The 26124-nt window shown below is 57.4% G+C and carries 28 protein-coding genes; 19 read left to right on the top strand and 9 right to left on the bottom strand.

The window, feature by feature from the left end; genetic code table 11:
• Window positions 1-14 precede the first annotated feature (14 nt).
• Window positions 15-335 carry an AzlD domain-containing protein gene (locus EV681_RS16660; protein WP_128395002.1) on the bottom strand — a complete coding sequence of 107 codons (321 nt, stop codon included), beginning with the start codon at window positions 333-335 and terminating at the stop codon, window positions 15-17.
• Window positions 332-1096, bottom strand: a complete 765-nt coding sequence (locus tag EV681_RS16655; protein ID WP_128395003.1) for an AzlC family ABC transporter permease — start codon at window positions 1094-1096, stop codon at window positions 332-334. Before EV681_RS16655 ends, EV681_RS16660 begins: the two co-directional genes overlap by 4 nt.
• A gap of 277 nt (window positions 1097-1373) precedes the next feature.
• Between EV681_RS16655 and EV681_RS16650 the strand changes: the two genes are divergently transcribed.
• The 3 genes from EV681_RS16650 (at window position 1374) to EV681_RS16640 (ending at window position 3150) form a co-directional block, all read left to right on the top strand.
• Window positions 1374-1571, top strand: a complete 198-nt coding sequence (locus EV681_RS16650) for a zinc-finger domain-containing protein (RefSeq protein ID WP_014751614.1) — start codon at window positions 1374-1376, stop codon at window positions 1569-1571.
• Entirely contained in the window at window positions 1561-2019 is a 459-nt protein-coding gene (locus EV681_RS16645; RefSeq protein WP_128395004.1) for a YybH family protein, read from the top strand. The genes EV681_RS16650 and EV681_RS16645 overlap by 11 nt, the downstream gene beginning before the upstream one ends.
• 135 nt (window positions 2020-2154) lie before the next feature.
• On the top strand, window positions 2155-3150 hold the full coding sequence (locus EV681_RS16640) for a YheT family hydrolase (protein ID WP_242612301.1): 996 nt from the start codon (window positions 2155-2157) through the stop codon (window positions 3148-3150).
• A gap of 121 nt (window positions 3151-3271) precedes the next feature.
• On the opposite strand, the gene EV681_RS16635 is transcribed toward EV681_RS16640, so the two are convergent.
• Both EV681_RS16635 and EV681_RS16630 read right to left on the bottom strand, forming a co-directional pair.
• Complete coding sequence (locus EV681_RS16635) at window positions 3272-4204, bottom strand: cytochrome c oxidase assembly protein (RefSeq protein ID WP_423191219.1); 933 nt, start codon at window positions 4202-4204, stop codon at window positions 3272-3274.
• A 54-nt stretch (window positions 4205-4258) separates the two neighbouring features.
• On the bottom strand, window positions 4259-4693 hold the full coding sequence (locus EV681_RS16630) for a hypothetical protein (protein WP_242612300.1): 435 nt from the start codon (window positions 4691-4693) through the stop codon (window positions 4259-4261).
• A 121-nt stretch (window positions 4694-4814) separates the two neighbouring features.
• Here EV681_RS16630 and EV681_RS16625 point away from each other — a divergent pair, with 121 nt between their 5' ends.
• From EV681_RS16625 to ruvB, 10 genes are all read left to right on the top strand, one after another.
• Window positions 4815-5972: an FAD-dependent monooxygenase gene (locus EV681_RS16625; RefSeq protein WP_130304685.1), complete on the top strand. Its 1158-nt coding sequence runs from the start codon at window positions 4815-4817 to the stop codon at window positions 5970-5972.
• Window positions 5973-6021: 49 nt separating this feature from the next.
• Window positions 6022-7035 (top strand): tRNA dihydrouridine synthase DusB, encoded by a 1014-nt coding sequence (gene dusB, locus EV681_RS16620; RefSeq protein WP_130304684.1) that lies wholly within the window; start codon window positions 6022-6024, stop codon window positions 7033-7035.
• A gap of 35 nt (window positions 7036-7070) precedes the next feature.
• Complete coding sequence (locus EV681_RS16615; RefSeq protein ID WP_128395007.1) at window positions 7071-7307, top strand: helix-turn-helix domain-containing protein; 237 nt, start codon at window positions 7071-7073, stop codon at window positions 7305-7307.
• 10 nt (window positions 7308-7317) lie between these two features.
• Window positions 7318-8907, top strand: a complete 1590-nt coding sequence (gene purH, locus EV681_RS16610) for a bifunctional phosphoribosylaminoimidazolecarboxamide formyltransferase/IMP cyclohydrolase (RefSeq protein WP_128395008.1) — start codon at window positions 7318-7320, stop codon at window positions 8905-8907.
• 57 nt (window positions 8908-8964) lie between these two features.
• Window positions 8965-9516, top strand: a complete 552-nt coding sequence (gene ruvC, locus EV681_RS16605; protein ID WP_128395128.1) for a crossover junction endodeoxyribonuclease RuvC — start codon at window positions 8965-8967, stop codon at window positions 9514-9516.
• A 277-nt stretch (window positions 9517-9793) separates the two neighbouring features.
• Complete coding sequence (gene ruvA, locus EV681_RS16600; RefSeq protein WP_128395009.1) at window positions 9794-10360, top strand: Holliday junction branch migration protein RuvA; 567 nt, start codon at window positions 9794-9796, stop codon at window positions 10358-10360.
• A 481-nt stretch (window positions 10361-10841) separates the two neighbouring features.
• Window positions 10842-11765, top strand: coding sequence for a TRAP transporter substrate-binding protein (locus tag EV681_RS16595; protein ID WP_423191223.1), 924 nt, complete (start codon window positions 10842-10844; stop codon window positions 11763-11765).
• A 26-nt stretch (window positions 11766-11791) separates the two neighbouring features.
• Window positions 11792-12292 (top strand): TRAP transporter small permease, encoded by a 501-nt coding sequence (locus EV681_RS16590; protein WP_130304682.1) that lies wholly within the window; start codon window positions 11792-11794, stop codon window positions 12290-12292.
• Window positions 12293-12476: 184 nt separating this feature from the next.
• Entirely contained in the window at window positions 12477-13751 is a 1275-nt protein-coding gene (locus tag EV681_RS16585; protein ID WP_130304681.1) for a TRAP transporter large permease, read from the top strand.
• Between the two features lie 99 nt (window positions 13752-13850).
• On the top strand, window positions 13851-14903 hold the full coding sequence (gene ruvB, locus EV681_RS16580; RefSeq protein ID WP_128395013.1) for a Holliday junction branch migration DNA helicase RuvB: 1053 nt from the start codon (window positions 13851-13853) through the stop codon (window positions 14901-14903).
• 127 nt (window positions 14904-15030) lie between these two features.
• Here the strand turns inward: ruvB and EV681_RS16575 are convergent, their stop codons facing one another.
• Entirely contained in the window at window positions 15031-15975 is a 945-nt protein-coding gene (locus EV681_RS16575; protein ID WP_130304680.1) for a helix-turn-helix transcriptional regulator, read from the bottom strand.
• Between the two features lie 158 nt (window positions 15976-16133).
• On the opposite strand from EV681_RS16575, the gene EV681_RS16570 reads away from it, so the two are divergent.
• Together EV681_RS16570 and EV681_RS16565 are read left to right on the top strand one after the other, a co-directional pair.
• A complete protein-coding gene (locus EV681_RS16570; protein WP_242612299.1) occupies window positions 16134-18296 on the top strand; it encodes a TonB-dependent siderophore receptor in 2163 nt (720 codons plus the stop codon).
• A complete protein-coding gene (locus EV681_RS16565) occupies window positions 18290-19072 on the top strand; it encodes a (2Fe-2S)-binding protein (protein ID WP_165393099.1) in 783 nt (260 codons plus the stop codon). The genes EV681_RS16570 and EV681_RS16565 overlap by 7 nt, the downstream gene beginning before the upstream one ends.
• A gap of 136 nt (window positions 19073-19208) precedes the next feature.
• Here EV681_RS16565 and EV681_RS16560 read toward each other — a convergent pair whose 3' ends face one another.
• Window positions 19209-20114, bottom strand: a complete 906-nt coding sequence (locus EV681_RS16560; protein ID WP_128395016.1) for a polysaccharide deacetylase family protein — start codon at window positions 20112-20114, stop codon at window positions 19209-19211.
• A gap of 146 nt (window positions 20115-20260) precedes the next feature.
• Window positions 20261-22090 carry a DNA helicase RecQ gene (recQ, locus tag EV681_RS16555; protein WP_130304678.1) on the bottom strand — a complete coding sequence of 610 codons (1830 nt, stop codon included), beginning with the start codon at window positions 22088-22090 and terminating at the stop codon, window positions 20261-20263.
• 128 nt (window positions 22091-22218) lie between these two features.
• Between recQ and EV681_RS16550 the strand changes: the two genes are divergently transcribed.
• The 4 genes from EV681_RS16550 to EV681_RS16535 all read left to right on the top strand — a co-directional run bounded on the left by EV681_RS16550 (window position 22219) and on the right by EV681_RS16535 (window position 24952).
• Window positions 22219-22656 carry a hypothetical protein gene (locus EV681_RS16550; protein ID WP_128395018.1) on the top strand — a complete coding sequence of 146 codons (438 nt, stop codon included), beginning with the start codon at window positions 22219-22221 and terminating at the stop codon, window positions 22654-22656.
• Between the two features lie 179 nt (window positions 22657-22835).
• Window positions 22836-23909 (top strand): FAD-dependent oxidoreductase, encoded by a 1074-nt coding sequence (locus EV681_RS16545; protein ID WP_130304677.1) that lies wholly within the window; start codon window positions 22836-22838, stop codon window positions 23907-23909.
• Entirely contained in the window at window positions 23906-24133 is a 228-nt protein-coding gene (gene thiS / locus EV681_RS16540; RefSeq protein ID WP_130304676.1) for a sulfur carrier protein ThiS, read from the top strand. Before EV681_RS16545 ends, thiS begins: the two co-directional genes overlap by 4 nt.
• Before the next feature lie 18 nt (window positions 24134-24151).
• Complete coding sequence (locus EV681_RS16535) at window positions 24152-24952, top strand: thiazole synthase (protein ID WP_130304675.1); 801 nt, start codon at window positions 24152-24154, stop codon at window positions 24950-24952.
• A gap of 9 nt (window positions 24953-24961) precedes the next feature.
• Here the strand turns inward: EV681_RS16535 and EV681_RS16530 are convergent, their stop codons facing one another.
• Window positions 24962-25297 carry an AzlD domain-containing protein gene (locus EV681_RS16530; protein WP_165393098.1) on the bottom strand — a complete coding sequence of 112 codons (336 nt, stop codon included), beginning with the start codon at window positions 25295-25297 and terminating at the stop codon, window positions 24962-24964.
• Entirely contained in the window at window positions 25284-26033 is a 750-nt protein-coding gene (locus EV681_RS16525; RefSeq protein WP_130304674.1) for an AzlC family ABC transporter permease, read from the bottom strand. Before EV681_RS16525 ends, EV681_RS16530 begins: the two co-directional genes overlap by 14 nt.
• Window positions 26034-26124: the final 91 nt, after the last annotated feature.

Genomic DNA, 26124 nt, shown 5'->3' with positions numbered 1-26124 from the left:
ATAGGGAGAAAGCCTTAGAAAATCCAGCGTAAAAGCCACAAGACGACCATACCGACAGCAATCATGAAAAGAATATTACGCACTCGCAAAAAAGCCAGCGCAGCGACGACCGCCGCAAAAAACTCGGCGCCGACCTGCGGCCACTGCCCCACAGTCCAGGGCAGCAGACTGGGCACAACAATGGCCGTCAAGGCGGCAACCGGCGCGTAGCGCAAGCCACGGCTCACGGTCTTGCTCAAGGGGAAATACTGGCCCAACATGAGATAGCCAGCCCGGGTCAGCAGGCTGCCGATGCCCAGCAACACAATGACAAGCGCAATATAGGTATCACTCATGCACGTGTTCCTTTGGTCATGAATTTCTCGGACAGGATGCCGGCAGCGATCCCGGCCACAATGGCAACAAACAGACCCATGCGCAGCGGTAACGGCTGGCCCAGCCAGGCCACTGCGCCGGCGACCAGCACCGTCACCAGCATGGGTCGGCCCTTGATGAGCGGTATGACAACGGCCATCAGCGTGAGCACGCCCGCAAACTCCAGCGACCATTCACGCGGCACGCGATCGCCGATCAACACACCGGCCAGGGTGCTTAACTGCCATGCCCCAGCAATTGCCGTACCCATGGACAGATAGGTCCATACATAAACCGTGCGACGTTTCTGGCGAACATGACGGAACAGGCTGACAAACACGACGTAATTGATATCGGTCAGCAGGTACCCGAGCACCAGCCGCTTGAAATGGGAATATCGTTCAAAAAAAGGATAAAGCGTCGCGCCGAAGATGACAAACCGGATATTGACGACGAAGCCGGCCAGAAACACCATCCAGACCGGAGCGCCCGCGGCCATCAGCGGCAATGCCGTCAGCTGCGCCGAACCGGCATACACCCACAGCGACATGATCATGGACTGCCAGAAGGACAGGCCGTAATTGACCATAGCCACGCCAGAGACGAACCCCCATGCGGACAACGCCAGCAGATGAGGAGCCACCGCCCGCATCCCCAACTGGACGGCCTGGCGGCGCGCCAACCGGTGCGCATCGCTGGCGGCAGGCAAAACCCGCGCTAAAAGAATAAACGGGGAAAACAAAATGGTTCCTTGTGCTGTACAATACACCGTGCGACGGCGTATGAACGGATGCCCGGCAGCGGCGTAGACAATGAAGATATGCTGGGAATTCTAGCAAAAGCAGCGCGCTCATCCTCATTGCACCCGCCTCAGGGCAGAAATATAATACGTCAGCACCCATCGGCCAGAGCAAAGTGACGCTGCGCGGCAACACTCGGGCTGTTTACCCTCAAATACACGTGCGCGTCGTTTGCACAGCGCGCTTAACATGTCTTTCCGCATTTTTAGGAAGTAACTGATGTCTGCACAAGTACAAACGGCACCCATCGAGGTGTCTGCAAGCGATCTGCCTGTTTATTGCCCTGGCCCGAATGCGCCGACCTGGAGCCTGCATCCACGCGTTTTTCTGGACGTAAGCAAAACCGGCTCGGCAGCCTGCCCTTATTGCGGCACTGTATACCGCCTCAAAGAAGGCGAGAAAGTGCATGGGCACTAAAAGCACTGCTGCGCCCAAGCGCGCGGTTTTCGCCAGCCCCGAGGAGGTCGAACAGGCCTTCTACGAAGCGCTGCGCCTGGGAGATGTCATGCGGGTCATGCATACCTGGGCTGACGATGAAGAAACCGTTTGCATTCACCCAGGCGGCGAGCGCCTGACGGGCACCAGCGCCATCCAGGCTTCGTGGCACGAGCTGCTCAATAGCGGCCCGCTCCATATTCATGCCCATCATCCCGTGGTCATTACCTACGGCATGACGGTCATACATATCCTGATCGAAGAAGTGCAGGCCAATACCCCGCGGGGTAATCGGGAACTGCTGTTTTATGCAACCAATGTGTACCACAAGGGTCGCACCGGCTGGCACCTGGTCCACCATCATTCGGCCCCCGCCCCCTCTGATGTTCTGCTATCGGAAATGCACGATATTCCCAACCTGCTGCATTAATCCACCTGCAACACCGTCCTGTCGGCCGCACCCGCGATCGCAAAGGACAAGAACAATGCCTATCACCCCTGGCCCGGCCATGCTTGCCTGCCTGAAAATTCATGTGCCTGACTCAACGGAATCACTGGACCTGCTGTGACTGCCCGACTCAATCTTGACGCCTGCCCTTCCCCAAACTGGCAATGTGAAGGCCATATCCAGACGATTGCCGCCATGAAGTGGGGACGCCGCCCCCAACAGCGGTTCGTCCGCCAGCGACTGGATATGCCCGATGGCGATTTTCTGGATATTGACTGGGCCGGACCGCAGGCGCATACCCATTGCCAATTCAATGGGCAGGCACTGGTCATTTTTCATGGGCTGGAAGGCAGCAGCCAAAGCCATTACGCCCAGGCTATCGGCTCGTACTTTGTTGAACGCGGATGGATGGTTGCCGTGGCGCATTTTCGCGGCTGTTCGGGCGAACCGAACCGGCTGGCCCGTTCTTATTTTTCCGGCGACTCCCGGGATATTGATTGCATCCTGAGCCAGGTGCGCCGCCAGTTACCGCTGGCGCAATGGCACGCAGCGGGCATTTCGCTGGGAGGCAACGCCCTGCTCAAATATACAGGGGAACAAGGCCAACAGCTGCACTGGCTCAATGCAGTAGCAGGCATTTCCGTACCGGTAGACCTGGTGGCCACTGGCATGCGGCTACAAACCAGCCTGATGGGGCGCTACGTGTACACCCCTCACTTTCTGGCATCCATGCGTGGCAAAATACAGCAAAAAGCCAGCGCCTTCCCGGGCGCCGTCAACTGGAACAAAGCGCTGCAAGCGCGCACGCTGCTTGAGTTCGATGACGCCTATACGGGGCCGGTACACGGCTATCGCAGTGCGCTGGATTACTGGTCGCGCTGTTCAAGCCAATATCATCTGCATGGCATTCGGGTACCAACGCTGCTATTGATTGCGCGCAATGACCCCTTTATCCCCGAAGCCAGCCTGCCCGGCCCTGACCAGGCAAGCGATCAGGTGCTGCTGCATTACCCATGCAGTGGCGGCCACGCTGGCTTTGCCAGCGGTTCGGGGCGCGGCGAGCTGACCTGGTTGCCGCGCCGGATCGAACAGTTTTTCACTCAGAACCAATAAGGCCGTCGCGCACGTCGTCTTGCCGCAATGCATCGACCCGGAAGAGACCGACGTCGATCGCCGCCGCTTGTTTGCCGCGATCAGAACCGTTGTTTGATATCGCAAAGCGCCACAACCCGCATTACACGACCTTGAGCTGCTGCGCCAGGCGCATTTCGCGCATCTGCCTGCCGGTTTTCTGACGTCCCTTGGCCGACAGGCGCATCATGGTGCTCAGGGCAAACAGCAGACCGAACGTTTCGACCATTGCCGCCGGAATCCACATGGTCAGGCCGCCAATGCTCTGATCGGTTATCGCAGACATGGGCAACGCCCGTCCGCAAAGATCGAAGAGCGGGTAAATGTCGGTGGTGGTGAACGTGATGACAGCGCCCACGATCATTTGCGGCAACATGGTGATGATGGGCGACAGAATCCGTGCGCCCGGCGACAGGACAGCCGGAGAGCCCGACGCAATCGTCCATTGAAAGAAACGACCGATCCATGTTTTGGCCGAAAGTACAGGCGCGACATAGGGGCGACGATCCAGGATCAGGTTCCAGTACATGAACCCGCTGACCACCACAGACCAGTTCATGAGCCGGTACAGGCGCCAGTCGAGCATGGAGTAAAACTGGATGGTCGGCAGCAGCCAGAACAACACCAGAAAGACAAACAGGAACGGAACCAGGATTTTATTGGTCAGCACGCCGGTGATGAATCTGCCGGAAAAACTGCGACGATAATCGCGCAGCCACACCCGCGCACGCAGGGGAAGACCGGCGCGCATCACCTGCCCGGGATAGGCGCCCATAATGAGCAAGGGACCCAGATGATGCAATACCAGATGCTGAATGCGGTGAATGAAAAACATGCGCTCGGCATAATAGTCAACGTGCGTATGCAGCGACAGATAAAGCACCACAAAACCTGACCAGAACAGAAGCTGTCGCGCAAGCGTGACGCGATGCACGCGTGTACCGCGAACGAATAGCCAGCCGGCAAGCAGAAAAAGGGCAATCAGCGTAGGAGAAAACTCCCAGGGGGCAAGCCAATGCATCAAGTCCAGATCCATCGAATAAAACCTCTTGAATATATCGGAGCCGTATCACAAACGGCATCCCGGTCACTAGCAGGTCATGTGCAGACAGGTGACGTGCGCCACAACCATGGACAGGGTGAACATGGACACCATGCCAGCAATCAGCAAATTGAGTAGCGCCATCAGCCCTGGCGGCACACCCGACGGTTTGCGCCGCACCTGATTGACATTATAAAGCGCGTCAAATTTCTCATCGGCGCGCAGGCAATAAACAGCCGACTCAATGAAACCTGCCCAAAGCGGGATGAACAGGAAGAAAAACGGAATGGAGTCCCACCACACAGGTTGGGTGAACGACCATGCCAGCATTGCCAGACTGAACAACGTAATGACAGGTGCAACAGGGCGCTTCAGATACCAGCCCTGCAGACCCAGCACGCCAAAAAAACAGGCCAGAAACCCGGCGACGATTTTGTAACGAAAATGGTTTGCAGGCCTGGCCCGCCACAACTGATTCAACATTTCTGATTCAACATTTGCACTATGTCAGGCACGCTGCCAACTTTGAAGGCTATATTGTACGACACGCGGGCTCACAGGTGCGTGCGCCGGATTTTTTCAGGCAAAAGGGTAAAATAGCGGCATGGAAAATGTTGATTTCGATATTGCAATCATCGGCGCCGGCCCCGTAGGGCTGGCACTGGCCTGCGCCCTGGACAAACTGCCCGGCATCCGACCAACGGTCGCCCTGTTCCAGGCCGACCATCCGGTCATGCATAATCCGGCCCGCGACACCCGCGTGCTTGCCCTCAATCACGGCAGCCGGGTCTTTCTGGAACAATTGCAGGGCTGGCCCGGCCAATACGCTGCCATTGAAACCGTGCATGTCTCGCAAAAAGGCCGCCTGGGACGCACGCTTATTAACCACACCGATTTTGACGTTGCAGCGCTGGGCTATGTGGTTCCCTATCGTGCGGTTCACGCCAGCCTGCAGCAGAATGTGAACGACGGGCACACCTTGCGCCTGGCCGGGGCACCGGCCACTGTAGCCAATGAACCGGACAGTGCCGCAGCCAGCATCAGCCAGAACGGTAAAACCTATCGGGCGCGTATTGTCGTGCAATGCGATGGCGCAAAGCCGGACACGCAACTGCGTGACTACAACCAGCATGCCATCATTACCTCGGCCCGCGCCGCCCTGCCCAGACCGGGTTGGGCCTGGGAGCGATTTACCCGCGAAGGCCCGCTGGCGGTCCTGCCGCATCCGGTCTTTGCCGATGCCCAGTCGATCGTCTGGTGCACCAGCCCTGCGCGCGCACGAGAACTGCTGGCGGCAGACGACGCGAGTTTTTCCCGGGCACTCACCGACCATTTCGGTGACCGGCTGGGGCTCTTTTCCGTGCTGGAGTCGCGTCATATTTTCCCTCTGGCGCTCAGCGTTACCAAAAACACCGTAAACGGCCGCATTGTGACCATAGGCAATGCAGCCCAGGCACTGCATCCAGTGGCGGGCCAGGGGCTTAACCTCGGGCTGCGCGATGTTGCGGGGCTGTTGCGAGCACTGCAACCGTGGCTCATCGACCCTGTCCAGGATCCCCAACCGGCCCTGTCCGCCTTTGCTGGCTCCCGTCGTGCCGATCGCGGCATCACACGTCAACTGACTGACCTCATGCCGCGTATTTTCACCACCGGCAACCCGCTGATCGAACATGCCTGTGGCTTGTCTTTGCTGGCGCTGGACCTGACCGAACCGTTGCGGCGGCCACTGGCCCGCCACCTGTTGCAGGGTTATCGCAACTAGGGCAACGGCTTTGCCGGCCCTGCTGTCCAACCTTGGTTAAAATGAGTCCATGCAAATCGGTAACTGGTCCCTTCCCAATCCTGTTTTTGTTGCTCCCATGGCGGGCGTAACCGACAGGCCCTTTCGTCAGCTGTGCAAACAGTTGGGGGCCGGCTATGCCGTATCCGAAATGGCGGCCAGCAATCCGGCATTATGGGAAAGTGTCAAAACCTCCAGAAGACTGAATCACGATGGCGAGATCGACCCCATCGCGGTACAGATTGCCGGCGCCGATCCGGCCATGCTGGCCGAGGCTGCCGTATTCAATATTGGCAAGGGGGCACGCATCATCGACATTAATATGGGATGCCCCGTAAAGAAAGTATGTCATGTCGCCTCGGGTTCGGCGCTCTTGCGCGACGAAGATCTGGTGGCGCGCATTCTGGAGGCGGTCGTGGCTGCCTGCCGGCCCTTTGACGTGCCGGTCACGCTCAAGACGCGTACCGGCTGGGACCGGCAAAACCGCAATGCCTTGCGCATTGCCCGGCTGGCGGAAAACGCGGGCATTGCTGCGCTGACCCTGCACGGCCGGACCCGCTGTGATCTGTACACCGGTCAGGCCGAATACGATACCATCGCTGCAGTCAAGGCGGCCATCGGCATTCCCGTGATCGCCAATGGCGATATCACCGATCCGATCAAGGCACGATATGTGCTCGATTACACCGGCGCCGATGCCATCATGGTGGGCCGCGCCGCTCAGGGCAATCCGTGGATATTCGGCGAAATCAATCACTACCTGCAAACCGGAACCTTTCTGGCGCCGCCATCGTGGGAACATATGCGCGATGTGCTGCTTGCCCATCTTGATCATCACTATGGGTTCTATGGTGAATACACCGGCGTGCGCACCGCCCGCAAACATATCGGCTGGTATATAAACAGTCTTCCGGATGCAGAATTGTTTCGGCAACAAATGAATCGCCTCGAAAGCTGTCAGGAGCAGTACAATGCAGTCAATCAGTGGTTCACCAAGCTGGTCAATGAATCGGCACCGCGGGTTCCACAAGCTGCAGTCCATTAAGTCAGAACAACAAAAACTTCCCCAACACCGCCATTATGAACAACACACAAGATCTTCAGGAATGTGTACGCACAAACCTTGAACTTTATTTTAAAGAATTGGGCGACGGCGAGGCCGGCAACCTTTGGAACATGGTCACAAGTTGCGTAGAGAAGCCGCTGCTTGAAGTGGTCATGCTCAAGGCCGGACATAACCAGTCGCGCGCCGCAGACATGCTGGGCATTACCCGCAACACGCTGCGCAAGAAACTGATTTCTCATCATTTACTGTAATTATTCTCTCATGACTATCAAGACCGCTTTGCTTTCCGTATCGGATAAAACCGGTATCGTGGACTTCGCCCGTGCGCTTCACGGCCGGGGTGTAAAACTTCTGTCAACCGGTGGCACCGCGGCGCTGCTGAAAAAAGAAGGGCTGGACGTAACCGAGGTTGCAGAACATACCCAGTCCCCCGAAATTCTGGATGGCCGGGTCAAAACCTTGCACCCGCGCATTCACGGCGGGCTGCTGGCACGACGCGACAGCCAGGCGCACCTGGACACGCTCAAAACACACAATATCGATCCGATCGATCTGTTGGTGGTCAACCTGTATCCCTTCCGCGAAACCATCGCCAAGGCTGGCTGCACTTTTGCCGATGCCGTTGAAAATATCGACATCGGCGGTCCGGCCATGTTGCGCGCAGCTGCCAAGAACCACGGCACACGCGAAGGCGGCGTGACCGTTGTGATTGACCCGTCCGATTACGAAGCCGTGTTGCGCGAGCTTGACGAGCAGGGTGGCACTTCATATGGCTTGCGTTTGTCCCTGGCAAAAAAAGTGTATGCGCATACTGCTGCCTATGATGGCGCCATTGCCAACTATCTGAGCGCGATTACCGACGCCGAACCTGAACAGGAAAACGAGCCGGCCCGCCAAAGCTGGCCGCAGAACCTGACCATTCAATTGCGTCAGCATCAGGCGCTGCGTTATGGCGAGAACCCGCATCAGTCCGCCGCTTTCTATCTGGACGCCACAGTGCCGGCCGGCGTACTGGGCAACTATGTCCAATTGCAGGGCAAGGAACTGTCCTATAACAACATTGCCGATGCCGACGCGGCCTGGGAATGCGTGCGCACCTTTGCCGCCCCCGCCTGCGTGATCGTCAAGCATGCAAACCCTTGCGGCGTCGCCGTTGCCGACGATGCGGCCGGCGCCTATCGCAAGGCATTCAAGACCGATCCGACCTCCGCGTTTGGCGGCATCATCGCCTTTAACCGCATCGTCGATGAAGCGACCGCACAAGCCGTGAGCGAACAGTTCGTTGAGGTTTTGCTTGCACCCGAATATACGCCTGACGCACTGGTATTGCTGGCCAGCAAGAAAAACGTTCGCGTGCTGACCGTAGCCCTGGGCGATGGCCAGAATGCCTTTGATGTCAAACGTGTTGGCGGTGGCTGGCTGGTGCAAAATCCTGATCACAAACCGCTGGCAGCGGCCGACTGCAAAGTCGTCACACGCAAGCAGCCCACAGCGCAGCAAATGGACGATCTGCTGTTTGCCTGGAATGTAGCCCAGTTCGTCAAATCCAACGCTATTGTCTTCTGCCGCGAGGGCATGACCTACGGCGTAGGCGCCGGCCAGATGAGCCGTATCGATTCTGCCCGCATCGCCTCTATCAAGGCCGAAAACGCCGGCCTGTCGCTGCAGAATACGGCAGCTGCATCCGATGCTTTCTTCCCGTTTCGCGATGGGCTTGATGTTATTGTCAAGGCGGGCGCCGATTGCGTCATACAACCCGGCGGCAGCATGCGCGACGATGAAGTGATCGCCGCCGCCGACGAGCACGGCATTGCCATGGTACTGACAGGCACCCGGCACTTCCGTCACTAATTGCAGTTGTGATAATGCCCCGGCCCGCGCCGGGGCAACTCCAGGGAGTCATTGATGTTGCGGATTCTTGGCATTGACCCGGGCCTGCGCCGCACTGGTTTTGGCGTGATAGACGCTGCCGGCATGCGCATCTCCTACGTGGGCAGCGGCACCATTGTGGTCCCCTCCGATATCCCCCTGCACGAACGCCTTAAAGTCATCCTCGATAGCATCCGCGAGGTGGTCGATACCTATTCCCCCACCGAATCTGCGCTGGAAAAAGTCTTCGTCAATACCAACCCGGCCTCGACCCTGCTGCTGGGACAGGCCCGTGGCGCAGCCATGTGCGCGCTGGCGGACCGGCATCTGGATGTGACTGAATACACCGCCCTGCAAATCAAAAAGGCCGTGGTCGGTAACGGCCATGCACAAAAAGAGCAGGTCCAGCATATGGTGCAACGCCTGCTGACGCTCAACAGCCTGCCCGCCCCGGATTCGGCCGACGCGCTGGCCTGCGCCATCTGCCACGCGCACGCCGCACCGCTGGCGGCGCGCCTGGCCGACAAGGATGTGTTGATGGGTGCCCGACGTGGTCGCAGTCGCCTGCGTGCCGGTCGACTGATCGACTGATCGACTAATATCCGCCTAACGACCGAGAGACAACGCAAGCTGCATATGACCAGGACCGTTACGACCCTGGCCCAAGCTGCGTCAAACATCATACCCGGATGCATGTCTGTTAACTGCGCTGCGGTCTGCCGCGATGCCGCTTGCCTCGCGTATGTGCACCTGCTGCCGTACTTGTGAAACTGCCCGGTTTTTCAAGCGGGAGACGACAAGGTTGTGTACCATAGCTCTTTGACTTTTTCTGATGATCCCTGCATAAACAGGGTCTGTGGAGTTCCTGATGATCGGACGACTAACCGGCCTGCTGATTGAAAAACAACCGCCGGGCCTATGCCTGGATGTCAATGGCGTGGGCTACGATATCGATGTGCCCATGAGCACGTTCTATGATTTACCCGAAGCGGGCGCCAAGGTCACGCTATATACCCACCTGGCCATCCGTGACGATGCGCATGTCCTTTATGGTTTTCTGCGACAGGACGAACGTGCCACCTTCCGGGCCCTGATCAAGGTCACCGGCATTGGTGCACGCACAGCCCTGGCGGTACTCTCGGGCATGAGTAGCGCCGATCTGTCGGCAGCGATCGCCCAGCAAGACACCGCCCTGCTCACCCGGGTACCGGGCATCGGCAAGAAAACGGCGGAACGCCTGTTGCTGGAGTTGCGCGGCAAGCTCGATGCCATCGCACCGGCCACGCCTGCCGCCTCGGGCCAACATGATGTGCTCAACGCGTTGCTGGCGCTTGGTTATTCCGATCGCGAAGCGCGCGCGACGGTCAAATCGTTGCCGGCTGATCTGGGCGTTTCCGAAGGCATCCGCGCCGCGCTTAAAATACTATCCAGTTAAATGTTGCCGACATGGCGCGCCACAAAACCGCCATGGTAGGGCCCATAAAACCGTACATACAGCTGCGCATAAACGCAGGCTATAAACACAAACAATAAACGCCGGCATGCACGACCACTGCTACAGGTCAATGCTGTGCCGGCCTGCCATCGGCCAGCAACGACAGTCCTGCACACAATGACGCTGTCCTGTACTGTAATGCAATTGCGCTGGAGCTGAACGCACCGGCATGCGCTATTGTGGTCACCCGTGCCATGCCCAGAATGCTGGCACCAGCCACCACCGTTGACAGCCGGCTAGCGGCCGATTTCCCTAGGGTTTGCACTAGTCGTAATCGAATTGCACTGTGCATCGCAAATATTGCCGTAAAGTTACCCGATAATTTTATTTCGACCTATAACACCCACTTTGGGGGGACAATATTATGCGCGCTCACTGGATCAAAAAAGCTCTGGTAACCAGCTTGCTGTCAGCCGTTGTCATGGCGCCAGCCATGGCTGAACAGACACTGAAAATGGCCTATGCCCTGTCCAAGACTTCACACTATGGCGTCGCAGCAGATGCCTTTGAACAATCCCTTGGCAAAAGCACCAATGGTCAGTTCAAGGTTCAGCAGTTTCCGAACAGCGCACTGGGCGGTGAACGGGAAGTGATCGAAGGACTGCAACTGGGCACCATCGACGCAGCCGTTGTGTCTACCGGCGCGACACTCAATTTCGTGCCTGAAACAGGGGTGATTGATATCCCCTTTCTGTTTCGCGACCTGGACCACGCCCGCAAGGTGCTGGACGGCCCGATCGGCCAGAAGCTGCTGGCCGATTTTCCTGCCAAGGGCCTGATCGCGCTTGCGTGGGGTGAACAGGGTTTCCGTCACCTGACCAACAACGTGCGTGCTGTCACGACGCCTGCTGACCTGAAGGGCCTGAAAATTCGCACCACGGAAAACCCGATCCACATAACCGCCTTCCGCAAGATCGGCATGCTGCCTACCCCCATGGCCTGGCCCGAAGTGGCCACGGCCTTACAACAAGGCACCATTGACGGTCAGGAAAACCCGATTTCCGTGATCGTATCGGCCAAACTGTCGCAAATGCAAAAATACCTGTCGCTGACAGCACACGTCTATGGTCCGGCCCTGATCCTGGTCTCACCTTCGGTTTATGAGGGTCTGTCCGACCAAGACAAGACCAAACTCAAAGAGGCCGGCCTGGCTGCGGCCAAAGCCATGCGTGCATTTGTCGACGACGTGGAAACCAGTGGCGTTGCAACATTGAAAAAAGAAGGCATGCAGGTGCAAGACAAGGTTGATCACGACGCCTTTGTCAAGGCGGTGGAGCCGGTCTATCCCGAGTTCTATAAAAAATTCGGCAAGGAACTGGTCGAATCCATCCGCAATACCAAGTGATTCTTTACCTGATCACGGAGGCTTGAATGAGCACGTTGACACGCTTGCTGGACAGTACCCTGTTTCGTCTGATTTCCGTCATTGCCCAGCTGTTTCTGGTGTCAGCGGTGTGCGCCTCCTTTTACCAGGTGATCGCCCGCTTTATCCTGCAGGAACCATCAGACTGGAGTGAGGGCTGGACCCGCACCGCCATGATCTGGCTGGTTCTGCTGGGCGTGGTACTGGCCTGCCGCCAGGGCGCCATGCTCAAAGTGGAAATGCTTCATTCCTTGCTCAAAGATCCCTGGCAGCGCCGTCTGGAGCATCTGGTCATGCTCATCATGGCGGGCTTTTTCGGACTGATGACCTGGATCGGCGTACTCATGACTTACCGGGTACGCTTTCAGACCATTCCAAGCCTGGGTATTTCCATTTCCTGGATTTATGCCGCCATTCCTGTCGGCATGGCGCTGGCCTTGCTGGCGGTCATTGTGCAATGGGCCAATGCCAGGAAAGAATCCCAGGAAGAAGACCTGACGCTGCTGTAACAAGCATGGTCATGATTGGCGGCATGTATACCGTATCGGCCTGCCCGCAGGACGTACAAACGGGAAAAATGCCGGGCCCTGGTGCACAAGCCGATTTGCATCATGAAGTTGCCCATCGGCTGCCGTTGCAGACAATGACCGTTTTTTTGCTCCATCCACATTTCTACCGCCTTCGAGACAGATTATGTCGCAATTGATGATTTTATCCATGCTGGTCTGTTTTGCACTGACCATCCCGGTCGCCGTATCCATTGGGCTGGCAAGTCTGTTCGGCGTGTATGTGGCTGGCATCAACTGGCTGGTGATTGCCCAGCAGATCTTTGCCTCGCTGGATAAATATCCTCTGGTCGCCATTCCCTTCTTTATTCTTGCCGGCAACCTGATGGAGGCCGGCGGCATTTCGGAGCGGCTGGTCAATTTTGCCAAGAGCCTGGTCGGCTCGGTACAGGGCGGACTGGCCATGGCATGCATTATTACATGCATGATTTTTGCGGCAGTGGCCGGCTCCAGCGTAGCCACCACGTTTGCGGTAGGCGCAATCCTGATTCCGGCCATGGTGCGCCACGGCTACCCCAAGCCATTCTCGGCGTCGCTGCAGGCAACCGCCGCCGAACTGGGCGTGATCATCCCGCCTTCCATCCCCATGATCCTGTTTGCCGTATCCACCGATACATCGGTGGGCGAGCTGTTCATCTCCGGTATCTTCCCGGGCATACTGATCGGCGTTGCGCTGATGCTGTATGTCTGGATTTATGCCAAACGTCATGGCTACGGCAAGCAGGATGGAGATGGGCGTTTACCGGTATTCAAAGCTTTCCGGCAATCATTTCTGGCGCTGCTGATGCCGGTCATCATTCTGGGCGGAATCTACGGGGGCATCTTCACGCCGACCGAAGCATCGGTGGTTGCCGTGGTGTATGCGCTGGTTGTTGGCGCCCTGGTCTATCGCCGCATCTCATTCAGCATATTGACCGAAACGCTGCATCGGACCGTCATTTCCACGGCGATTATTATGTTTGTGATTGCCAATGCCGGCCTGTTTGGATTCCTGCTTAACCGCGCCGGCGTACCGAATATGCTGGGTGAATGGCTTAGCCACATATTCAGCGACAAAATCACCTTCCTGCTGGGTGTCAATGCAGCCCTGTTCATTATCGGCATGTTCATTGAAACCTCTGCATCCATTGTGGTACTGGCGCCGTTGCTGCTGCCAGTCGCCCAGCAGTTCGGCGTAGATCCGACGCACTTTGGCATTATCATGGTGGTCAATCTTGCCCTGGGCATGATTACGCCGCCGTTTGGCGTCAATCTGTTTGCGGCATGTGCCGTGGCAAAGCTGCCCATAGAACGGCTGTTCAAGTCACTGATCCCGTTTGTCGGCGTGATTTTGCTGTGCCTGATGCTGATTACCTACGTGCCGTGGATCTCCCTGGTCCTGCGTGATCTGGCATATCGTTAACAGGATACCGCCTAGGATCGAGCGTCCCGGGCGGCGCGGCCCGGCGATTCAGGTAAAATAGGCCCAGACCCTCAGTCTTGACGAAGATACCGCTGCCCCATGGCCATTCAAAACGACGCGCTCACCAGCGCTGCCCCACGCATTGTCTCTCCGGAGCCCCTGACCCCGAACGAAGAGTCCGTTGAACGCGCCCTGCGCCCCAAGGCGCTGGACGAGTACGTTGGCCAGGTACGGGTGCGGGAACAACTGGAAATTTTCATTTCGGCTGCACGCATGCGCAAGGAAGCGCTGGACCACGTGCTGCTGTTCGGGCCGCCCGGCCTGGGCAAAACCACGCTGGCCCACATCATTGCGCGGGAAATGGGTTCGCAACTGCGACAGACGTCGGGTCCCGTGCTGGAGCGCCCAGGCGATCTGGCCGCCATGCTGACCAATCTGGAAAAAAACGACGTTCTGTTCATTGACGAAATTCACCGGCTTTCACCTGTTGTGGAAGAAATTCTATATCCAGCACTGGAAGACTTCCAAATCGATATCATGATTGGTGAAGGCCCGGCCGCGCGCAGCGTCAAAATCGACTTGCAACCGTTCACACTGGTGGGTGCCACGACCCGCGCAGGCATGCTTACCAATCCGCTGCGCGATCGCTTTGGCATCGTCTCGCGCCTGGAGTTCTATAACACCGAAGAATTGGCCCGCATTGTGACCCGCAGCGCCCATCTGCTCAATGCCGGCATCACGCCTGAAGGCGCCCACGAGATCGCGCGCCGTTCGCGCGGCACCCCGCGCATTGTTAACCGGTTGCTGCGCCGCGTGCGCGACTATGCCGACGTGCGCTCCAACGGTGTCATTGACAATGCAGCGGCAATGGCTGCGCTGGCCATGCTCGACGTCGATCCGATGGGACTGGACCTGATGGACCGCAAGATTCTGGAAACCATTGTGCACAAATTCGATGGCGGACCGGTCGGCATTGATAATCTGTCGGCTGCCGTGGGTGAAGAGCGCGATACGATTGAAGACGTGATCGAACCCTATCTGATCCAGCAGGGATATATTCAACGCACCTCCAAGGGGCGCGTGGCGACGCTGAGCACCTGGCAGCATCTGGGCTGCACGCCACCAGAAGGCACGAACAAGCCACTATTCTAAACATCGAGGCTTTGTGGATGATCCGCCGGGGCTGCAACAGCGCCGGCCCTGCCCGGCTGCAAGCCTCTCAAGGCATGCCTTCCCTTCAGCCTACACTACGCTTGGCAATCTGCTGACCCTTGTTCATCTACCAGCGGCGTGGATTGACGCCGAAACGCTTTTTGAATGCCGTGGAAAAATTGCTGCTATGCCGGTAACCGGCCAGCATAGCCACTTTTTCCACCGATTCGCCCTGCTCCAGATAACGCTGCGCCATCTGCAACCGATACTCCTTCACACATGCCATGATAGAAGTATTGAATTTCAATTGAAATTTCTTTCTGAGCGCACTCTCGCCCATGCCGGTAAATTGTGACATCGAGCGTATGGTATGCGCTTGCCAGGGCTCTTTGTGAATGTATTCACGCAGCGCGCCCAGTCGCTCATGGTCCTGTCGGCTTAACCTGTCGTTGTTCTGCCATTCGGCCGGCGCGCTGGGCGCCGCCCTGACCCGGGCCAGCAATTGCAGGCCCAGCGCCTCGTAAATCAACGGGCTGACACTATCGTCCTGCGCCATCTGCAATTGCAACCGCACGTGATCCAGAAACGCATCATCCTGTTCGGCCACGGCAAACGTGGGTGGCGCCGCATCCAGTATGGGCAGCAGTCTTTCAGTATAGGCGTTCTGTTCAATCTGGGTCTGGTCGACCAGTACATCCAGCGCCGCCAATCGCATCCCCGGCAAATAGTGGGTCTGCATGCGCTCATTGTGATAGCTGGTGTTGATACCGCAGGCCGGTCCCACGGTTTGCAAGGGCGAACGTTCGCGCCCGATACGCAACTGGCCGTTAAGCAGCATGGCAAAAGAATACGCCTCCTGTACGCGGGACTGGGCGTGATATGGCACCAGGAAATGCATATCGGTATGCAGCAGCGTCACTCCCTGGCACAGCGTGTATTCGCGCACCAGGCCATAAGCCAGAGTCTCCTGATGGCGGCTTGGGTCCTGCACAATGGCTTCGGGCAGGTAATGCGTTACCCCGTGCTGCTGGCCATATTGCACAAAATCGGCATAGGTAAAGGTTCTGGTCATCGATTCGAGCGCCCGCGTGTAGACAGTTTTGCAACAAAAAAACTGTGCTTTCTGACATATTTCATATGAATTATGACATTATTTCTATAATTGACGAATTATAAATAACAATCATTCTTATTTGTGTTGCTTATTGCCTTTAAGGATATTTTTCTATCATGACCCCGTCCATGGTTCGCTTTTCAGCGGTACCTCGCACTCTGTATGTCGCCGTCCTGGCTATGCTCTCTGTTTCCGGCGCCCATGCCCAGACGCAGCAGGAGCAGGTCAAAACGACGCCTGTCGCCCAATTGGGTATTATTCGTGCGACCAGCGACGCGACGTCAACCGAACCCACTATCGGTTTTCAATCTACGGTCAGCCGGGCGGCCAGCCGGGCCGACATGGACTGGATCGAAACACCGCATTCGGTCTCATCCCTGACTCGGGATCGTATTGATGCCATTGGCGCTTCCACGGGAACCGATGCGCTGCGCTATACGCCCGGCGCCTTTACCGGACTGGTGGGCGGCGCGACCCGCTACGATTACATCAGCCTGCGCGGCTTTAACGAAAACAGCACTGACAACCTGAATCTGGATGGCCAAAAGGTCCTGAGCGACTCGGGCACCTATAGTTCGGTACAAATTGATCCGTACACCCTGGAGCGCATTGACGTTTATCGCGGCCCAACCAGCGTACTGTACGGTCGCAACTCACCGGGCGGCCTGGTTTCCTACAGTTCAAAACGGCCGCTGGATGAGCCCTACCACGAAGTCACAGCCGGCATCGGCAATATGGGGCAAACCCATCTTGGCTTTGACATGACCGGCCCGATAGACAAAGAAGGCAACGCCGCCTATCGCGTCGTGGGCATCACACGCAACAGCAAGACCCAGTTCGACAACAACCGGGTCGAACGCTATACACTGGCGCCGTCGCTAAAATTCAAACTGGGTGAAAACAGCCGCCTGCTGTTGCAGGGCTACTTCCAGAAAGACCCCAGCACCGGTTTTCATAGCGGTTTCCCGGCAGATGCAACCATCAATACCGATCATAACGGCCGCCGCATTTCGCCGGAATTCTCGGACGATGATGAAGGCGGAAAATTCAGCCGCACGCTGTCTATGCTGGGCTACCAGTTCGAACATGATTTCACGCCGAACCTGACATTCAAAAACTCGTTCCGGATGACCAGCCTGAAATCAAAAATGGCTCAGTTCTATGGCTACGGCTGGTACGATGAGAACTCGCTGAACCGGTACTATTCAGGCGGCTACGAAGAACTGGAAGCTCATCAGTTCGATACCAGCCTGACAGCGGTTTTTCACACCGGCGCAGCCGCACATGAAGTGATCGCCGGCTTTGACTATCAACATCGCAACGCCAGTGGTCGGTGGGATTACGGCATGGCCAACCCGCTGGACGCCTTTGACCCGGTATATGGCAACCCTGGCCTGAATATCTACAGCAGCGAACCGTTTGATCGTACGCTGGAACAATTCGGCATGTATTTGCAGGACACGGTCCGCTACGGCGCGCTGACCGGCCTGTTCAGTATTCGTCATGATATCGTGGACCTGGACAATCGCAACCCCCTGCTCAATACCAAATCCGGTTATAAGGGCAACAACACCACGTTCCGCGCCGGCTTAAGCTACGCCTTCGACAACGGCATTGCGCCGTACGCCAGTTACAGCGAGTCGTTCAACCCCAATGGCTACACTGACATCAACAATCAGGTGCTGCCGCCAACCGAAGCCAGGCAATATGAAGCGGGCGTGAAATACCAGCCGAACGAACATGTCATGCTCTCTGCCGCCTACTACGATCTGAAGCAGGAGAACGTTGCTGCACGGCATTCTTCGGCTACCAATTACTACGTGCCGCTGGGCGTGGTGCATTCGCGTGGCATCGAGCTGGAAGCCAACGCCAATATCACCGACAACTTCACCGTCATGGCCAGCTACACCATGAACAACATGAAGCTGAAAAAAGGCGACAATGCCGGCAACCGGCCATTTCAGGCGCCCAAGCAAATGGCCAGCCTGTGGGGCCGCTACAGCATGAATAACGGGCTGGCCTTGTCGGCAGGCGTGCGCTATGTTGGCAAGAGCTGGGCAGACAACGAGAATACCGTGCGGGTTCCGGCCTATACCCTGCTTGACTTGGGTGCAGAATATGACCTGGGCCGCATGAATTCGAATCTGAAAGGCGCTACCGTCCGCCTGAATGTGAACAACGTGACCGATAAGACCTATGTAGCCTCATGCGCTACCACCGACTTCTGCTACTATGGGGAAAAACGCAATATCAAGGCGACCTTCAGCTACAAATGGTAATCCAGGAAGACCTCTCCTTCTATGAGCAATTGCAACAGGCGCTTGGGCGCCTGTTGCCTGTTTCAACGACACCGCTGTGCGGCCCTGCCGACCTGACCTTCGGCCAGGTGCAACAGGATGTATTGCAATTGCTATTTGACGACGTGGCGCGGCTGCATCCCGAAGCTGGCCGCCACTACTGGAACGCCCATACCTGGCGCACCTGCATGTGGGTGCCTGTATATACGACTATTCTTGCCTACGAACATCATCGCTGCCTGATCGATTCTCGCCAGTTGCAGGTGCATTTTTCTGACGGTCTGGCCCAACAAGTCTATCTGCCCGAACATGCAATCACGCGCAATATGGCAGATGAAACAAAGGCAGCCGCTACGCTGGCCGACAGCCTGGAGCAGGTTCGCCTGGCCTTGTGCAATATCACACCGGTGGCGGCCAAGCTGGCTGGGCGCCATACCGCAGACAGCGTGCTGGCTGCGTTGCTGCTGTACTACCATGATCTGCCGCAATTTAGCACCGCCCATATTCGCGCCCGTGGCCATGTCTGGCTGCAGGCGATCGGCCTGCCGGCAGAAAGCGGTTATCTGGACATTGATATGAGCCGCTACAGCCTGCCGGACCGGCTGTCGCTGAACCGTCGCGTCTGCTGCCAATACTTTCGCTGCCCGAATGCCAAATTGTGCAGCAATTGCCCCAAGATCCCCATGGAAGAACGCCTGCCGCTATTGGCCAGCGAATGGGCAGAACACGATCGCGCACACGCCGAAAGTGACGTATAAAGCCGAATTAAATCAAGGGCGATTGCAAGGGCTGCCCCTGCTTTGATTGAGCTGGAAAGCCGAACGAGCGCGCATTCATTGACGTTCTGCCGCAAGGCTAAGCCGGCGCCGTGCCCCGCAGAGCTCACATTGATATTTACTCCAAACCGAAACGCTTGAGGTTTTCAAGTTCGTAGGGGGCATCTTCTGCGGGATATCTGAGCGTCGTATTGCCATTCTTTTTGGCAATCGACCAAATAATGCTTTCTCCCGCAGGAATCACATCCGGTTGTTGCTTGTAAAGAGGATCGGCATAAGCCATCTCTGTGTCGATCCATTCCCAGCCATGGCCCTTGAACGCAGAGATGATATCGGACAGCGACTGAGCATTGATTTTGTTCGTGTGAAGCAGGATCACATGTTTGGGAGAATAGCCCAGCGTCTTTTTTCCCAGCTCATCATAGTAATGCGCCCGATCAAGCAAGTGCCTGATGTACGCTTTTTTCAAACGTACAAGACTGCCCGTATCGCCTGCTTTTTCATACGCCAGATATCGCATATTGTAAAACCAGTCACTGGCATCGATACTCACTGCACCGGATCGATAGCCCCGATCAGCCAGCCAATGGCGTACAGCATCGCGCTTTTGCCTGGTGTCGCCTTCTTTCAAAAATGGAAACCGGTAACGGGCTGTCCAGCCAGGCAGGGTTTGCAATTGGCGTTCTGCGCCGGCGATTCCTTCAATATAGTCTGCCGCGCTCACTTGCTCTTTATTCAGATTCAAGTGCCGTTCGCTATGGTTGCCAATCGCGTGGCCTTGTATGCCCCACTGGGCAACCAATTGCAACCCGGCGCTGCCTCCCAATTTAATCAGGCTTGGGTAAATGATTGCATGAATATTGGATTCTTGTAACTGAGAGAGCAATGCCTGGTTAATCGTGACCGCCTCTGGGTTTGTATCCGGATTCAGGCCATCGTCAAAGCTGAAAGATAACTGCTTTGCATGAACACAGGAACCGGCGACCAAAGCCAGCGCTAAAAAAAATCTGGAAATACTAAGCATGCAAATTGACCATTTTTGGGATTGTGGGCATAACGCCACGTGGTGCTTAACGACTGTTTCTGATGGCGCAGGATTGCGGCCTTGAGCCTGATGTCTCATATTGACCGTCGCAGATCGCGGCACTGGACAACTCCAGGAAAAGCGTTTTATTCCAGCTCATCCAGAAACGTCAGTATCGCCTCGCCGTAGGTATCCAACTTGTGCTGTCCGACACCGTTGACCGCCGCCAGGTCGCTGAGCGTGCTCGGTTCCAGTTCGGCAATTTGCGCCAGCGTGTCGTCCTTGAAAATCACGTAAGCCGGCACGCCATGCTCCTTGGCAATGTCGCGCCGCCATTGTCGCAAGCTTTCAAATCGCGCTTGCGCCGCTGCCGACAACACGCGAACCTCGCGTTTGCCACGGGGCATGATATTGCGTGATTTTGCTGCGGCCCTGGCCGATTCCTTGCGCATCATCAGCACCTGCTCGCCCTTGAGCACACTGCGGCTTTTTTCGGTGAGCGCCAGCGTCCCATAACCGTCGCCATCGACCGTGACGACATTGGCTGCCATCAGTTGTCGCAGCACACTGCGCCAGCCCTGCTCGGAAATATCCTCGCCAATGCCGAAGACAGACAGGGTGTCATGCGAATGCTGCGCCACCTTCTCGGTGCGCTTGCCACGCAGAATATCAATCAGATGCCCTGCCCCGTAACGCTGATCACGTTCGCGATGCAGCCGATAAATGGCCGACAGAATTTTCTGGGCTGCCACGGTGCCGTCCCAGGTTTGCGGCGGCGTCAGACAGACATCACAATTGCCGCAGGGCTCTGATTGCTGGCCGAAATAGGCCAGCAGACGGGTGCGCCGGCACTGCACGGTCTCGCACAGGGCCAGCATGCCATCCAGTTGCGCCCCCGAACGACGCTTGAAAAATTCATCGCCCGTAGAGTCGTCAATCATTTTACGTTGCTGCACGACGTCCTGCAGCCCATAGGCCATCCAAGCGGTGGCCGGCAAGCCATCCCGACCTGCCCTGCCGGTTTCCTGATAATAGCCTTCGACCGATTTGGGCAGATCGATGTGCGCCACAAAACGCACATCCGGCTTATTGATACCCATGCCAAATGCAATCGTGGCAACCATGACCACGCCGTCCTCCCGCAAAAAGCGTGCCTGGCGCTGCGCCCGCAACTCGGCCTGCAGGCCCGCATGATAGGCCATCGCGTCAATGCCTTCCCGGCAAAGAAACTCAGCCGTATCTTCGGTTTTATTGCGCGATAAGCAATACACGATACCCGAATCGCCCGCGTGCTCTTCGCGAATAAAGCCCAGCAGCTGGCGGCGCACGTCATTTTTTTCGACAATGACATATCTGATATTGGGACGATCAAACCCTGCCACGAAATGCCGTGCCTGCGTCAGGCCCAGTCGCTGAGCGATTTCATCGCGGGTCTGCGGCGTTGCCGTGGCCGTCAGTGCTATGCGGGGTACATCTGGCCACTGTTCCTGCAAGCGGGACAGGCCCAGGTATTCAGGACGAAAATCATGCCCCCATTGTGAGACGCAATGGGCTTCGTCAATCGCAAACAGTGCGATGCGGCCCCGCTCCAGCAGGCGCATGCAGCGGTCGGTCAAGAGGCGCTCGGGGGCGACATAGAGAAAATCCAGTTCGCCGCGTGCAAACGCGTTTTCGACCTCGCGAATGGTCTCCCACTCCTGGCTGGAGTTGAGAAAAGCCGCGCGTGCGCCCAGCTCGCGCAGGGCATCCACCTGGTCCTGCATCAGCGCAATAAGCGGAGAGACCACAATGGCCGTTCCCGGGCGGATAAGCGCAGGCACCTGGTAGCACAGCGATTTGCCGGCGCCGGTTGGCATAAGCACCAGCGCATCGTGGCCAGCGACCAGATGTTCAACAATGGCCTGCTGCTCGCCACGAAAGGAATCGTAACCAAAAACACGTTTCAGGACAGACAGCGGGGTGGTGGAATCAGACACTAGAAATGAGACACAAAAATAAAAGCCGGTAATTAACTGACAAGGTTTAAGCCGCAGCGATCATGGATCTGCTGTCCGGCACAGGGATTAAGCTATTATAATCGTTATACCGCTACGGAGAGTTCGATATGAAAATCACACATGTGCTGACAGGGGCCATCGGTTGCCTGCTTGCCGTTGCTGCGCAATCTGCGCTGGCAAAAATTCCGGTGTATGTCTTTGGCAATACGCCCAATGATCCGATCGGCACCTACATCACGGCGCAGATCCGAAATCAGATTGCCAGCTCGCCCACGCTTACCCTGGTCAACGATATGAATCAGGCGGTCGCCCGCTTGAATCTGCAAAGCGCAGACCCCACGCGCGAGGGCCGATTTACCGCCATCGCGGAAAATGTGGACATCGTCAACGCCGCCTCGCCCATCAATCCCTGGCTCAATATCCAGCAGCACATCCGTATCTGCCTGTCAGAATCGAGCGGCAGCTGCGCCACCACCATTGTAAATGACCTGACCTCCGTGGCCCTGCAATATGGCCCGCCGCTGCAGCAAAAGCTGGGCAGATAGGCGCGACAGTCAGCCGACAGGCTGACTTCACGGCCCTCGCCCACGCGGCCTCATGAGTCCAGATGCAGCGCAATTGCTATACCAGTTATCTGTTGCCCTTGCACCAGGCAAGGACAACGATATACTGTTGCATCGAATCGAATATCACAGGGCCTGCGGGTCCGCAAGCGAATCACATCATGAATATTGGCATTGCCGGCGCCGGGCTGTTGGGGCGCATCCTCGCCTTGGTGCTCTCACGCCAGGGGCACCAGGTTTCCGTATTTGATCCGGCCACGTCCGCACAGGCACGGGTAGCCGCCGGCTGGACTGCCGCCGGCATGCTCAGTCCCATCGCCGAACTCGAAAGTGGCGATGCCGAGGTATTCGACATGGGCTTGCGCTCGATCGAGCTGTGGTCGGCACTGGTTCCCACGCTGCGCCTGCCGGTGCAATTTCATGTGCGAGGCAGCCTGCTGGTTGCGCATCGCGGCGATGAAGGAGCGGCAACGCGCCTGACCTCGCTGCTGGAGGCCAAAGCACCGCAACATGCGCGCCCGCAAATGCTCACTCGTGATCAGTTACAGTCGCTGGAGCCGTCGATCCAGGGCCCCAGCCACGCCTGGATGCTGCAAGGCGAAGGACAGATCCATACGGTCCAGGCCATGCAGGCGCTGGCCGAATCTGCAGAGAACACCACCTGGCACTGGGGAACCCCCGTGATCAGCCTGAAACCCGGGCAGCTGCAGACAGCGCAAGGCGTGCATGCATTTGACTGGGTATTCGATGTGCGCGGCACCGGCGCCCGGGAGCGTCCTCACGCCAACAGCCACCAACTGAACTGCCGCAATGTGCGGGGCGTACGAGGTGAAATTTTCTGGCTGCAGGCCAGTGGCCTGACCCTTAGCCGGCCCGTTCGCCTGCTGCATCCGCGTTACCGTGTGTATATCGTGCCACGCGCGCCCGATACGGTCGTGGTGGGCGCCAGCGAAATCGAGAGCGAAGATCGCTCGCCGGTATCGCTGCGCAGCACCGTGGAATTGCTCACCGCCGCACACAGTATGCTGCCCGAGCTGGCCGAAGCGCGCCTGATCCACTCCGAGGTCAACTTACGCCCTGCCCTGCTGGACAATCTGCCCCGCATCGAAAACGAACAGGGCCTGACACGCATCAACGGATTGTTCCGCCATGGCTGGCTGATTGCGCCCGCCGTTGTGGAAAAGGCCCTACAATCAATATTTGAACCCGATTTCAATCTGATTCAAACGGCATGAGCACTATTCACATTTCCGTCAACGGAACCGAACACAACGTCGCCAGCGGCACCACCCTGGCCCAGCTGATTTCGCATTTGCAAAGCACGGCTGGCCAGGCGGATGACCCCGCCGCCATTGCCACTGCGGTCAATGAAGTTTTTATTCCCCGACTCAAGCGCGGCGACACCGTATTGTCCGACGGCGATCAGGTATTTACTTTCAGCCCTATCACCGGCGGCTAACCCGCCTGCATCACGATTATGAAACCATTTGCTATAGCAGACACATTGCTGGAGAGCCGCTTCTTTCTGGGCACTGCAGGCTACCCGTCACCCAAAGTATTGCAGGACGCAATCGCTGCCTCAGGGGCGGCGGTCATTACCGTCGGGCTCAAACGGCAGCTTACGCCCTCGGCAAGCGGCGGCGCCGGTACGGCGCTGGACAATTCCTTTTTTCAGATGCTCAAAGACTCCGGCCTGCATCTGCTGCCCAATACCGCTGGCTGCAAAACGGGTCGTGAAGCGATTACGCTGGCGCAGATGGCACGGGAAATTTTTGGAACACACTGGATCAAACTGGAAGTAATCGGCGACGACTACACGCTGCAGCCCGATCCGATAGAGCTGATTCGTGCGGCCGAGGAATTGGCCAAAGACGGTTTTGAAGTGTTTCCCTATTGCACGGACGATCTGGTAACCTGCCGTCGGCTGCTGGATGTCGGCTGCCGGCTGCTGATGCCCTGGGGGGCACCTATCGGTTCCGGGCAAGGCCTGACCAACCCGCACGGGCTACGCATCCTGCGTGCGCGCCTGCCGGACGTCCCACTCATTGTCGACGCCGGCATCGGTTCGCCCATGGACGCGGTGCAAGCCATGCAAATGGGCTACGATGCCGTCCTGCTCAACTCGGCCGTCTCTCAGGCCCATGATCCGGTGAAAATGGCAGAAGCATTCAAATTGGCCATACAGGCCGGACGCATGGGCTTTGAGGCAGGCATCATGGCCAGACAGGACATGGCTGTTCCTTCTACCCAGGTCACCGGCCGGCCATTTCTACTGTAACCGCGCCGATTATGCCGGCAGCACCAACAGCGCTGCCCCATAGCCCGCCATCCCGGCCAGTACAGCAAACCCCGCGTTACGGGTAAGCCTGGCGCACAGGCCTGCCGCGACCAGACCGCAAAAATAGCTCAGCACGCTACTGACGCCGGTGGCCTGCTGCAAATCGGAATACACCACGACGACAGTCATGGAAACCAGCAGCGCTGGCCCCAGAATGACGAACCGGCCCGAGGCCAGGCGGCCAAAAATAGTTGACTTGCGCATCAGCACAAATGGCAAGGCACGCGACAGCCAGGTCACCACAGCCATGACGACGATGGCCAGCCAGAATTCATTCTGTCCCATGAGGTTCTCCATCCATGCCTTTATGCTGTGCGCCACCATCACTTGCAACAGCAGCCTGATCACCGGGTACATAGCACAACCAGGCACTGACCGTTCCGGCCAGGATGGCAGGCGTAGCCCCCGCGTACATCATACACAGCAAGGTAATTACAGACGCAATTAATAGCGCGCGCAGCATGGGGCGCTTTACGCTGAGCAGCGCCAGCGAACAAAACAGGGCCACAAGGGCAAAGCGCAATATCTGGTCGATCTGCGGAAACTGTGAGGTCAGCCCGGACCCGGCGACCAGCCCGATGATTGTGCCGCCAATCCAGGACAGCCATGCGGTCAGACCCAGCCCGACATACCACGCAAATTGCGCATTGGCCGGCTGATGCCCCATCGCATGAAAAGCGGTGGCAAACACTTCGTCGGTCAGCAAAAAGGCAGCCTGCAAACGCTTGTGCAAGGCATGCGGCAGCCACTTGGCGATGAGCGGACCGTACAGCAGATGACGCGCATTAAGCAATGACACCATGGCGACGATGCCGGGCAGCGGTGTGCCCAGTTTGATGGCAGCTAGAATGAAAAACTGCGAGGCGCCGGCATAGACAAATATCGAGATGAGCACGGTCTCCCAAAACGACAGACCCACTCCCTTGGCCGCGATCCCGTATGCCATGGCCACCGGCACATAGCCGAGCAGCACCGGCACACCAGCCCGAACCCCACGCAAACCATTGTGTAACACCGACATTCTTGCCGCCCCTCCTGTAACAGACAGTTATTACATCACAGGTATCGGGCTAAAATCCTGCAGTGACCTCAGACTGCTGCAAATGGTTGGC

The sequence above is a fragment of the Advenella incenata genome (assembly GCF_004217095.1).
Lineage (GTDB): Bacteria > Pseudomonadota > Gammaproteobacteria > Burkholderiales > Burkholderiaceae_B > Advenella > Advenella incenata.
Note: the sequence above shows the minus strand (reverse complement) of the source record. Positions and strands in the feature narration are given on the sequence as shown.